The sequence below is a fragment of the Celeribacter naphthalenivorans genome (assembly GCF_020524585.1).
Taxonomy (GTDB): Bacteria; Pseudomonadota; Alphaproteobacteria; order Rhodobacterales; family Rhodobacteraceae; genus Celeribacter; species Celeribacter naphthalenivorans.
In genome coordinates, this window is record NZ_JAIVLK010000001.1 from 204,182 (window position 1) to 216,307 (window position 12,126).

The 12,126-nt window shown below is 60.6% G+C and carries 12 protein-coding genes; 11 read left to right on the forward strand and 1 reads right to left on the reverse strand.

The features are described 5' to 3' along the window. Nucleotides 1-114: 114 nt before the first annotated feature. The 10 genes from LC094_RS01030 (at nt 115) to LC094_RS01075 (ending at nt 10,000) form a co-directional block, all read left to right on the forward strand. Nucleotides 115-525: a MarR family winged helix-turn-helix transcriptional regulator gene (locus LC094_RS01030; protein ID WP_226549299.1), complete on the forward strand. Its 411-nt coding sequence runs from the start codon at nt 115-117 to the stop codon at nt 523-525. Between the two features lie 188 nt (nt 526-713). Further along, nucleotides 714-1,478, forward strand: a complete 765-nt coding sequence (locus tag LC094_RS01035; protein ID WP_226549301.1) for an SDR family NAD(P)-dependent oxidoreductase — start codon at nt 714-716, stop codon at nt 1,476-1,478. Nucleotides 1,479-1,490: 12 nt separating this feature from the next. Continuing rightward, nucleotides 1,491-2,258, forward strand: a complete 768-nt coding sequence (locus tag LC094_RS01040) for a crotonase/enoyl-CoA hydratase family protein (RefSeq protein WP_226549303.1) — start codon at nt 1,491-1,493, stop codon at nt 2,256-2,258. A 91-nt stretch (nt 2,259-2,349) separates the two neighbouring features. After that, complete coding sequence (locus LC094_RS01045) at nt 2,350-3,390, forward strand: TRAP transporter substrate-binding protein (RefSeq protein ID WP_226549304.1); 1,041 nt, start codon at nt 2,350-2,352, stop codon at nt 3,388-3,390. Between the two features lie 6 nt (nt 3,391-3,396). Beyond that, entirely contained in the window at nt 3,397-3,936 is a 540-nt protein-coding gene (locus tag LC094_RS01050) for a TRAP transporter small permease (protein WP_226549306.1), read from the forward strand. Then, on the forward strand, nt 3,936-5,258 hold the full coding sequence (locus LC094_RS01055) for a TRAP transporter large permease (RefSeq protein ID WP_226549308.1): 1,323 nt from the start codon (nt 3,936-3,938) through the stop codon (nt 5,256-5,258). Before LC094_RS01050 ends, LC094_RS01055 begins: the two co-directional genes overlap by 1 nt. Before the next feature lie 10 nt (nt 5,259-5,268). Then, on the forward strand, nt 5,269-5,718 hold the full coding sequence (locus LC094_RS01060) for a MarR family winged helix-turn-helix transcriptional regulator (protein WP_226549310.1): 450 nt from the start codon (nt 5,269-5,271) through the stop codon (nt 5,716-5,718). Between the two features lie 30 nt (nt 5,719-5,748). Next, entirely contained in the window at nt 5,749-7,566 is a 1,818-nt protein-coding gene (locus tag LC094_RS01065; protein WP_226549311.1) for a feruloyl-CoA synthase, read from the forward strand. Between the two features lie 11 nt (nt 7,567-7,577). Further along, a complete protein-coding gene (locus tag LC094_RS01070; RefSeq protein ID WP_226549313.1) occupies nt 7,578-8,453 on the forward strand; it encodes an amidohydrolase family protein in 876 nt (291 codons plus the stop codon). Beyond that, complete coding sequence (locus LC094_RS01075; protein ID WP_226549315.1) at nt 8,450-10,000, forward strand: acyl-CoA dehydrogenase family protein; 1,551 nt, start codon at nt 8,450-8,452, stop codon at nt 9,998-10,000. Before LC094_RS01070 ends, LC094_RS01075 begins: the two co-directional genes overlap by 4 nt. Here the strand turns inward: LC094_RS01075 and LC094_RS01080 are convergent. Then, the gene (locus LC094_RS01080) at nt 9,997-10,851 is read right to left on the reverse strand and encodes a helix-turn-helix domain-containing protein (protein ID WP_226549317.1); all 855 of its coding nucleotides are present in this window, start codon (nt 10,849-10,851) and stop codon (nt 9,997-9,999) included. The genes LC094_RS01075 and LC094_RS01080 overlap by 4 nt on opposite strands. An 88-nt stretch (nt 10,852-10,939) precedes the next feature. Here LC094_RS01080 and pobA point away from each other — a divergent pair, with 88 nt between their 5' ends. After that, nucleotides 10,940-12,118 (forward strand): 4-hydroxybenzoate 3-monooxygenase, encoded by a 1,179-nt coding sequence (gene pobA / locus LC094_RS01085; RefSeq protein WP_226549320.1) that lies wholly within the window; start codon nt 10,940-10,942, stop codon nt 12,116-12,118. Nucleotides 12,119-12,126: the final 8 nt, after the last annotated feature.

The following is a 12,126-nucleotide window of genomic DNA, read 5'->3' on the forward strand; positions in this document are numbered from 1 at the left end:
TATGTCGCCGGATCTGACACCGGGCGCTCAGGGGAAAACTCAGGGGAAAACCTCATGCAACTCGAAATACACAACATGGCCGGATACTTGATTCGACGCCTGAATCAGATCTCCATGTCTGTCTTTCAGGAGCGGATGAAAGAGCTGGGGCTGACCATGACGTCGGTGCAATTCGCTGCGATGTATGCCGTCAAGGCAAACCCGGGCATCGATCAGGCGCGACTGGCCGGGGTCATCGCCTATGATCGTGCGACGATTGGCGGCGTGATCGACCGGCTGGAGAGCAAGGGGCTCGTCGAGCGCAGGGTGTGCGATCATGATCGTCGCGCGCGGATCGTCAGCCTGACGTCTGAAGGCGATGCGCTTTTGGAAAAACTGGTTCCTTTGGTTCGGGATTTTCAGGATGACATTCTGTCCGGGCTCTCTGATGTCGAGCGGGCGGAGTTCTTGCGCCTCGCGACCAAGGCGGCGGACGCTGGCAATGATCTCAGCCGTGCGCCTCTGATTCTGGATAAAAAAGCCTGACATTCCGTCTTTGCGGCGGCTCTGCGCCGCAGCGACATCCTGCCGTCTTGGAGGCGCGCCCGCATGGTTTTCCTTGCGGGGTCTGGCGGTTTGTCTTTGCTGCATCTGCGAGATAGGTCTGTGATTTAATTGTTCATTGACATAACAATTAATCCTCTGCATGGTTTTCTCAAACGGGAGGAGACATCATGGAGATCAAAGGGCATGTCGCCGTCGTGACGGGCGCGGCCAGCGGGCTGGGCTTTGCCACGGCAAAACGCCTGGCCGAGGCGGGCGCCACGGTGGCCATTCTCGATCTGTCGGGGGAGGCGGCGGCCAAAGCGGCAGCCGAGATCGGTGGCACAGGCTATGCGGTGGATGTCAGCGACGCGGGCGCGGTCGAGGCGGCATTCGCGCAAATCGAACGCGAGTTGGGCACGCCCCGTATCGTGGTCTCTTGCGCGGGCATCGGCACGGCGGGGCGCATCCTGCCGCGGGACGGATCGCTCACCATCGACACATTTGCCAGGGCGCTGAACGTCAATCTTCTGGGCACTTACGCGGTGATGAACATCGCGGCGCGCGCCATGGCCGCCGCCGATCCCATCGATGCGGACGGGGCACGCGGCGTGATCATCAACACCTCCTCTGTGGCGTTTGAGGACGGCCAGATCGGGCAGGCGGCCTATTCCGCCTCGAAAGGCGGCGTGGCCTCGATGACGCTCCCGGCGGCACGCGAGCTTGCGCGTTTCGGCATCCGTGTCATGGCCATCGCGCCGGGGCTCTTTGAGACCGCGATGAGCGCAGGCCTGCCGGATGACATCCGCGCCGATATTCTCAAGAACGTGCCGTACCCGTCCCGCATGGGCGACCCAGACGAATATGCCCGTCTGGCGCAGGCCATCGTTGAAAACCCGATGCTGAACGGGACGGTTATTCGCCTCGACGCCGCAGCCCGCATGCCAATCAAATAAGAAGAAAAGCCGATGACCAGCGAGATTCTCAAAATCGACATCGAGGGGCCGATCGCCACTCTGACCATGAACCGCCCCGGCAAGCGCAACGCCATGTGCGATGAGCTTTTGGATGCCATCGACGGGTTTTTCTCCGCGCCGCCTGAGGGCGTGCGTGTGGTGATCATGACGGGCACAGAGGGGCATTATTGCTCCGGCCTCGATCTTTCCGAACATGTCGCCCGCAACGCCGAAGGCACCATGCGCCACTCGCGCAACTGGCATGGCGTCATGGATAAAATCCAGTTCGGCGGCCTGCCGGTGATTTCTGCCATGTATGGCGCCGTGATCGGTGGAGGGCTTGAAATGGCCGCCGCCACTCATGTGCGGATCTCGGAGCCTTCGACGATTTTCCAACTGCCCGAAGGCATGCGCGGCATCTTTGTCGGTGGCGGGGCCACCGTGCGCGTGGGGCGCATTCTGGGCGCGGACCGGATGTGCGAGATGATGCTCACGGGCCGCAAATACAATTCGGATGAAGGTCTGGCGCTTGGCCTCACCCATTATGCCGTGGGCGAGGGCGAAGCGCTTGCGCTGGCACAGAAACTTGCGGCCAAGATCGCCAAGAACGCCACGCTGTCGAATTACATGATGATCCAGGCGATCAGCCGGATCGAGGATATGTCGAAAGCCGACGGGTTGTTCATGGAAAGCATGTGCGCTGCCGTCTCGCAAACCAGTGAAGATGCCGAAGAGGGTCTCAAGGCCTTCTTGGAAAAGCGCGTTCCGGTTTTCAGGTAACGCGCCAGAGATGGGCGGAGAGGAGACCGCCCGCTCCAACAAAACAAGACCCGTAACACGGGCATCCGTCATGATTTTGGGAGGATTACACATGACAACTATGACACGCCGTATGGCCATGGCCACGATGGGCGCCGCCCTCGCGACCCCCGCATTTCTCAGAAAAGCCCACGCCGCCGAAGTGACGCTGCGCGTGGCGCATTTCCTGCCGGGCGTGGCGCCCATGCAGACCCGGTTCTTCGATGTCTGGGCCAAGGAAATCTCCGACGCTTCCGATGGCGCCATCGAGATGCAGATGTTCCCCTCGATGCAGTTGGGTGGCAAACCGCCCCAGCTCGCCGATCAGGCACGCCAAGGCATCGCCGACATCTCATGGACCCTGCCGGTGTACACGCCGGACCGGTTCCCGGTGGCCGAAACCATGGCGCTGCCCTTCATGGTGACCAATGCCGAAAAGACCTCTGTCGCGATGCATACGCTGATGGAGGAATTCGGCCAGAACGAATATCGCGGGCTGAAACCCTTGGCCTTCCACACCCATGATGGCGGCAAATTTCACACCCGGGGTCAGAAAATTTCGACCGCTGACGATGTGAAGGGCCTCAAACTGCGCGCGCCGAACCAGGCGACCGGCAAGATGTTGGAGATCATGGGGGCCGAGACCGTGTTCTTCCCGGTGACCGAGATGGTCGTGGGGCTGTCGAATGGCGTGATCGACGGCTGTTGCCTGCCCTATGAGGTGGTGCCAGCGTTCAAGCTTCAGGAACTGACCTCTGTGTCCAACGAACCCGAAGCGGGCGCGCGTGGGCTTTATTGTAACACCTTCGCGCTGGTGATGAACGAGCGCAAATACGAGGGCCTCTCCGACGATCTGCGCAAGGTGATCGACGATCATTCCGGCGCCGATCTGTCCCGTCGTCTGGGCGCGCAATTCGATGAATTCGAGGCCTTCGGGCGCGGCGTTGTCGAGAAACAGGGCAATGAGATCCACACCATTCCGGCCGCCGAGATCGCGAAATGGCGTGAGATGGCGACGCCCGTCTATGACGAATGGATCGGCAAGTTGAACGACGCGGGTCTCGATGGTGCGGCCATTGTGGCGCGTGCGAACGACCTTCTGGACGCCGGGTGATCCATCATGGCCGAGCGACTTAACACAGAAACAGGGCAGGGGGATCACACCCCCCTGTTCCGCGCGCTCCGGGCGATTTGCCTTGGCTCTGCGGGGCTTGGGGGTGCTGTGATTTTCGCGGCCTCTCTGGCCGTCACCCTGTCGGTGGTGATGCGCAATCTGGGCTTGGGTGGCATTCGCGGGGATTTCGAATTGGTCGAGCTGGCCTGTGCGGCCTGTGCCTCGCTCTTTTTGCCTCTGTGCCAGTTCAACAAGGGGCACGTCATGGTCGATCTTTTCACGCTCTGGCTGAAACCCGTGACCCAGCGCCGCTTTGACGGCGTCTGGACGATGATTTTCGCCGTCTGTTGGGCGTTTCTGACCTGGCGGCTCGCAATGGGACTTTTGGAAATGCATGACTATGGCGACCGCACCATGTTGCTGCGCGCGCCCGTGTGGTGGGTCTATCTGCCCGCGCTTTTGGGCACCGGGCTTTCGGCCATCGTGGCCTTTTTGCAGGGCCTGCCGATGATCAGCACCGCCTTTCGCGGTCTGGAGGTGCGCTGATGGAGCCGATGACGATTGCCATTCTGATGGTCGTGGGGCTTTTGCTTTTGATCTTTGCCCGGATGCCGATTGCTTTGGGCATGGGGTTGGTCGGCGCCGTGGGCTATATCACGCTCGCCTCGCCTTACGCGCTCATGGCCTATTTCAACACGGCCTGGGTCGATAAATTCATGTCTTATGAGCTGGCCATCGTGCCTTTGTTCATTCTCATGGGACATCTCGCGACGCGCTCCGGCATCTCTGCCGCGATCTTTGCGGCGTCGAACTCTTGGATCGGACATTTGCGTGGCGGTCTGGCGATGGCGTCTGTGGCGGGCTGTGCGATGTTCGGGTCCATTTCGGGCTCGTCTCTCGCGACCGCTTCCACCATGGCCCGCGTGGCGCTGCCGGAGATGCGCAAACATGGCTATTCCGGTGCTTTGGCCTCCGGCTCTTTGGCGGCGGGCGGCACGCTTGGCATCCTCATTCCGCCTTCTGTGGTGCTGATCATCTATGCCCTTCTGACTGAGCAGAACATCGTCAAACTGTTCTTGGCGGCGACCATTCCCGGCATTCTGGCGGTCATCGGGTTCTGTATCGCCATTGCGGTCTATGTCCGGCTTTACCCCTCCGAAGGCCCGACCCATGAACCCGCCAGTTTCGCGCAGCGTCTGAAAGCCTTGAAAGACATCTGGCATGTGGTCGTGATCTTCGTCATCGTCTTGGGCGGCATCTATGGCGGGTTCTTCACGCCGGCCGAAGGCGCCTCCGTCGGTGTGATCCTGATGCTGGTCGCCGGGCTTTTGACCCGTGGTCTCGACGGGCGGGCCATCCTCGATTGCCTGATCGACACCGCCGGGTCCACCGCGATGATCTTTGCCATCGTCTTTGGCGCCGACATCTTCAACGTTGCGCTGGCGCTCTCGCGCATGCCCACCGAAGTGGCCGCCTATTTCTCCGCCGCGAATGTTGCTCCCATGGTGGTGCTGATGGGGATCATCGTCTTCTACCTCGTCATGGGCTGCCTCATGGACAGCCTCTCGATGATCCTCCTGACCGTGCCGGTGTTCTTCCCCACGATCATGGCGCTGGATTTCGGTCTCATGCCGGAACAACAAGCCATGTGGTTCGGCATCATCTCTTTGGTGGTGGTCGAAATGGGGCTGATCACGCCGCCTGTGGGGATGAACCTCTTTGTCATCTCCTCGATGGCGAAAGACATCCCGACGAGCCAGATTTTCCGCGGCACCACGCCGTTCATCATTGCGGAGTTCTTCCGCATCGCCATTCTGGTCAGCTTCCCGGTGCTGAGCTATTGGCTGGTGGATTTGGTGGCCAACTGAGGAAGAGACGATGAGCAAGTGCGATAAAGATACCGAAATCACCGACCAGAACCTGCGCCAATTCGTGGGCTACAATATGAAACGTGCCTTTTTGGCGGTGCGCGAGGATCTGGCGCGGGTGCTGGAGCCTCTGGGGCTTCGGATGACGTCTTTTTCCGCCCTCGCGATCATCAAGGAAAACCCCGACATCTCCCAGAGCCGCCTCGCCGTGGCGCTGCATATCGAGCGCTCCGGCGTGGTGGTTTTGGTGGATGAATTGGAAAGCGCCGATCTGATCGAACGCGGACGCGTCGAAGGCGACCGGCGGCAATATGCCCTGCGCTCCACCGCGCTGGGCGACAAGAAATGGCAGGAGGCAGAGCGGGCGGTTGAGGCCCATGAGGACGCTCTGTTTGCTGCGCTGACGGATGAAGAACGGACCAGGCTCAAGACCCTTTTGGGCCGCGTCGGGAGGAAATAGCCGCATCTTATCGGCTTTTGGGAGGAACCTATGAAAGATCAAACGACGGGGCTGACGCTTGCACCGCATTCGGTGCACATGGACCGCAAAAGCGCGGGTGAGATCATCCTGACCTCGGCCCTGCCGCTCGATCCTGTGGTCGATCACACCGGGGTCTGGTTGGAAAAATGGGCCTCTGAGCGCCCGGAGCACATCTATCTCGCCGAACGCTCCGGTGCGGGATGGCGCGAACTGGGCTATGCCGAGGTGCTGGAGCGCGTCAAAGCGATTGCCGCCTCCCTCGCCGCACGCGGCCTCAACGAGACGACGCCGATCCTGATCATGTCCGGCAACTCCGTCGATCACGCCTTGCTGTCCTTTGGTGCGCAATGGGCGGGGGTGCCGACCGTGCCCTTGGCCGAACAATATTCCCTGATCGAAGAGGCGCATTTCCGCCTGCAATATGCGATCGGCAAGACGAAGCCCAAAATGGCCTTCGTCGATGATGCTGCGCGCTATGCCAAGGCGCTGGCCCTCTCCGATCTCGACGGCATCGAGATTGTCGCGGTCAATCCCGAAGGCGCCCCGCGCCCGGTGACCCCCTTTGCCGATCTGTTGAAAGGCGACGCGAGTGTGGATCTCGCGGCTGTCCATGCAAATGTCGGCCCCGATACGCTGGCGAAAATCCTCTTCACCTCGGGCTCAAGTTCGGACCCGAAAGGCGTCATGACCACCCAACGCATGATGTGCGCCAACCAATCGCAGATGGTCTCCGTCCTGCCCTTCACCAAGGAACGCCCACCGCGCATCGTCGATTGGCTGCCTTGGAACCACGTTTTCGGCGGCTCGCATAATGTCAACATGATGCTCATGCATGGCGGCTCTTTCTACATCGACAACGGCAAACCCACGAAGGCGCTGTTCCAGCACACCGTTGACAATATCACCGACAAGGCGGGCACTTTTGCCTTCAACGTTCCGGTCGGGTTTTCGATGCTGGTGCATGAGATGGAGCACAACTTGGCGCTGCGCGAGGCCTATTTCAAAGACCTCGACATGCTGTTCTATGCGGGTGCGTCGCTGCCGCAAGACATCTGGACCCGGCTCGAAGAGATGGCGATGGAGGTGCGCGGGCGGCTGCCCCTAATGATCTCAAGCTGGGGCCTCACCGAGACCGCGCCCGCCAACGTCATGGTGCATGAACATATCGGCCGCTCCGGTGTCATCGGCGTGCCGCTCCCGGGGACTGAGATCAAGCTTTTGCCCGATGACGACATGCGCTGCGAAATCCGGGTCAAAGGCCCGAACGTCATGCCCGGCTACCTGCACGATCCGGAGAAAACGGCGGAGGCCTTTGACGAAGACGGCTTTTTCATCACCGGCGATGCGGTCAAGTTCCTCGACAATGACGACCCGAACCGAGGCCTCGTTTTTGATGGCCGCGTCTCCGAGGATTTCAAACTGCTGACCGGCACATGGGTGCAGGCGGGCAAGCTGCGTCTCGATGCGCTGGAGGCGCTGCGCGGGCTGGTGCTTGATGTCGTGATCTGCGGTCATGACCGGGGCGAGATCGGCCTTTTCGTCTTCCCACGCCCGGATCACGTCCATGACGACAACACCTCCGAGGGCGCGGTGATCGACGATCATCTTCAGGCCGAAATTCACCACGTTTTGCGCAAAATGGCCCGTGCCGCCTCGGGCTCTGCCAAACGCATCGCCCGTGCCATCATCCTGTCCGAGCCGCCCTCGGTCAAAGATGGTGAGATCACCGACAAAGGGTCGTTGAACACCCGCAAAATCATCACCCGCCGCGCCGATCTTTTGGAGCGTCTTTATGACAACGAAGATCCGGCCCTGATCCGAGTGTAAGGAATTGAAATATGGTAGATTTCTCCAAAGTCAGAGCGATTGATTTTCACACCCATGCCGAGGAGGCCTGTGGCTGTCACCACGATGACGGCTATGACGATTTGCAATCCGCGATGGCGACATATTTCAACGCGCCCTGGGCCCATCCGCCGACCATCGACGAGACCGCCGCGCATTACCGTGAGAAAAACATCGCCGCCGTGATTTTCCCGGTCGATGCCGAGCGCGAGACGGGCTACCGCCGCTACGACAATTACGAGGTCGCGGACGCCGCCGCCAAGCACTCCGACATCCTCATTCCCTTCGCCTCGATCGACCCCGCGAAAGGCAAATTGGGCGCCCGCGAGGCGCGTGATCTGGTGGAGAACCACGGCATTCAGGGCTTTAAATTCCATCCGACGATGCAGGGGTTTTACCCCAATGATCGGAGCGCCTATGTGCTCTACGAGGCCATCGCCGAGGCCGGAAAACCGGCGCTATTTCACACCGGTCAGACCGGGGTCGGATCGGGGATGAAGGGCGGCAATGGCATGCGGCTCAAGTACTCGAATCCGATGTATATGGACGACCTGGCGGTGGATTTTCCCGACATGCCGATCATCCTCGCGCACCCGTCTTTCCCGTGGCAGGAGGAGGCCCTGTCGGTCGCAACCCACAAGCCCAATGTCTACATCGACCTCTCCGGCTGGTCGCCGAAATACTTCCCGCCGATCCTGGTGCGTTACGCGAATACTTTGTTGAAAAACAAGATGTTGTTCGGCTCCGACTGGCCAATGATCGCGCCGGAGAAATGGCTCGATGCCTTTGACAAAGCGGAGTTCCGCGACGAGGTGCGGCCTTTGATTTTGAAGGAAAATGCCATGCGGTTGTTGGGGGTCTCCGAATGACGCCGTTCAAAGCGCCGCTCGATGACATCCTTTTTTGCCTGCGCAACGTGGCCGGGGCGGACCGTTTGCCCGAGTGGGACGCGGAACTGGCCGAGGGTATCCTTGGTCATTTCGCCGCTTTCGCCGAAGGCGTCATCGCGCCGCTGGACGAGCCGGGAGATGCGCAGGGATGCACCCTTTCCGAGGGCCGGGTCACCATGCCCGACGGTTTTAAAGATGCCTACACCCAGCTCGCAGAGGGCGGGTGGCAAGGCCTCACGGCCCCCGAGGAGTTCGGCGGCATGGGGCAAAACGCGCTTTTGGCGGCGGGCGTTTCGGAGATCTTTTCCGGCGCCAACCACGCGATGCAAATGGTCTGCAACCTCGTGCCGGGCGCCATTTCGACGCTGATGAAATTCGGCACTGAGGCGCAAAAACAGTATTGGATTCCACGTCTTGCGGCGGGCGAGACGCTCTCCACCATGTGCCTGACCGAACCGGGCGCGGGCTCCGATCTCTCTCGTATCCGCACCAAAGCCACGCCTTCGGGTAACAGCTGGCGGATCGAGGGAGAGAAAATTTTCATCTCCGGCGGCGATCAGGACATGTCCGAAGATGTGCTGCATCTCGTCCTTGCCCGCACCGGCGGCGATGGTGTCAAAGGCCTGTCTTTGTTCCTCTGTCCCTCCGAGGTCCGTGGCACACGCAATGCGGTGACCGTCACCCGGATCGAGGAAAAGCTGGGCCTCCATGCCTCGCCCACCTGTCAGCTGGCCTTCGATGGCGCTGAGGCCGAGTTGATCGGCGAAGAGGGCGCGGGGCTGATGGCGATGTTCACCATGATGAACCACGCGCGCCTCGATGTGTCGTTGCAAGGCGTGGCCCATGCCGCGCGCGCGTATCACATCGCGGCTGACTACGCCGCCGAGCGCAAACAGGGACGTAAAGCCGACGGCGCCGAAGCCGTGCTCGCCGATCACCCGGATGTGCAGCGCATGTTGGACGACCAGAAATCCCTCGCGCTCGGCGCCCGCGCGATGACCTATCTGACCATGGCCGAACTGACCCTCGGTGAGAACCGTGCGCTGGTCGATTTTCTGACGCCGATTTGCAAGGTGTTCTGCACCGAGGCGGGCATTCGTGCTGCCGATCTCGGCATTCAGGTGCTGGGTGGCTATGGCTATCTGACCGAATATCGTGTCTCCCAAACTTGGCGCGATGCGCGGATCACTTCGATCTACGAAGGGGCAAATGGCATCCATGCGGTGGCCATCGCGACCCGTGGTCTGCGCGCGCCGGAGGGACCGGAGGCTTTTGCGGCTCTTGTCGAAGAGCTGACGTCTGGCGACACCGACTGCCTCGCGCTTTTGTCTGACTGGCAAGATGCGCGCGCAGGCATGACGGAGCAGGCGGTCGAGAAAGCCCATGATTTCATGACCTTGACCGGCGAACTTTTGTTCCGCGCGGTCTGGAGCAAACTGGCTGCGACGGGCGAAGCGGAAATGGTCCGTCTCGCAAAACGCGTGGCGCGCCGTCCTCTACCAGTGCGGTTGCCGCTCAGCGTTTAAAGATCTCCCGCGACCCGGGCGCGATAGGCTGTGGGGGTCTCCCCCATGCGCGCCCGGAAGCGGCGGGAGAAATACGGCGGGTCCGTATAGCCCAGCCGATAGCCCACCTCCGCCACCGGCAGTCGGGTAAAGGCGAGGTGGCGACAGGCCTCCGTCATCACCGCAGTTTCGAGATATTCGGTCAGTGTCACCCCACTGTCGCGCCGCACGATCCGGTTTAAATTACCGGCGGTCATATGCAGCGCGCGGGCATAGTCGGTGGCACTCCAGCCCTCTGTCATATGTTCGGCGATCAAAGCGTCCAGTTGCTGCATTTGCCGCGTCTGATCCTGGTCCGGAGTGTCGATCTGGGCGCTGTCTTCCGCCAAGGTCACCAGGAGCGCATGCGACAGAGCGACAAGCTTCTGTGCGCGAAATATACCAGATTTGTCATGGAATAGTGCAATCTGAGACAAGAGCCCGCTTGCTGTGTCGGAGAGGGGGGCGTGATGCGTTCCGCTGAGCCATGTCGTCAGAGATTGCGAGTGCGGTCCAAGACGCTGTACCACGGGAGAGGGCAGCGACAGCACGAACCCCTCGGTGCCCTTGTCAAAGGTAAATCCATGCACAATTTTCGGTGGAACATAGAGAAATTCACCGTTTTTCAATGTGCTCTCCGACCCGTCCAGCGTGACCTGCGCAAAGCCCGTTTCGATGTGAAACACCTGCGCCATTTGGTGATGTCGATGCGGAGAGATTTTCCAGCCGTGCAAGCGGGCCCGATCAAAGATGCGCTCGCAATGGATCACGTCCGGGAAGGCGCTGGTTTCGCCAAAGAGGTTGAAGGCGGGGATGTGGCTGGTCTCACTCATGCCGGAAAAGTACCATTCATTGCCGCGCGGGTCCATTCCGATGTCGGGACATGCGCTTTAAAGTCTTCTCAAATTGGAGGAGACGCATATGACCACTTTGACCACCCAGGTCGCCATCATCGGCGGCGGCCCATCCGGCCTGCTTTTGTCGCAGCTTTTGAACAAAGCGGGCATTGAGACCGTCATACTCGAACGTTCCACCCGAGATCACGTTTTGGCCCGTATCCGGGCAGGCATCCTTGAGTGGGGCACTGTCGAATTGCTCCGTGAGGCGGGTGTTGGCGCGCGGATGGAGGCTGAGGGCATTCCGCATGACGGCTGTTACCTGACCGACGAGGAGTTGATGGTGCACATCGACTTCAAAGAGCTGACCGGCAAACAGGTCATGGTTTACGGCCAGACCGAAGTGACGACGGATCTGTATAACGCGCAGGACGCCATGGGGACGACCGTGCTGCACGAGGTGTCCGACGTAGAAATTCACGATCTCGATCAGGCGAAATCCTATGTCGAATTTACGCATGAGGGGACGCGCAAGCGGCTTGAGTGCCTGTATGTGGCGGGCTGCGATGGTTTCCACGGCGTGTCGCGCAAAACCATTCCCGAAGAGAAACGCCGGGAGTTCGAGCGGGTCTATCCCTTTGGCTGGCTGGGCATCCTGTCGGAAACCCCACCGGTGCATGACGAGCTGATCTATTCGAATTCCCGCCACGGCTTCGCGCTGGCCTCGATGCGCAACGAGAACCTCGTGCGCTACTATGTGCAGGTGCCGCTTACGGATAAGGTCGAGGATTGGTCGGATCAGCGGTTCTGGGACGCGTTTTCGCGCCGCATTCCGTCGGAAGCCGCGAGCCGTCTCGTCACCGGGCCGTCGATTGAAAAGAGCATCGCACCGCTGCGCAGTTTCGTGTCCGAGCCGCTGCGTTGGGGCAATCTGTTTTTGGTGGGTGACAGCGCCCATATCGTGCCGCCGACGGGGGCGAAGGGGCTGAACCTTGCCGCCTCGGATGTGTACTATCTCTACACGGCGCTGATCGACGCGGTGAAAGGCGGCAGCAAGACCGGTGTGGACGAATATTCCACCCGCGCGCTGGAGCGGATTTGGAAAGCGATGCGGTTCAGCTGGCAGATGACCACCATGTTGCACCGGTTTAATGGCGAGGACGCTTTTGCCGAGCAGATGCGCAAGGCCACACTGAATCATCTGGCGACCTCGGAGACCGCGCGGCGCGATTTGGCGGAGAATTACATCGGTCTGCCGTTCTAAGGCAAACG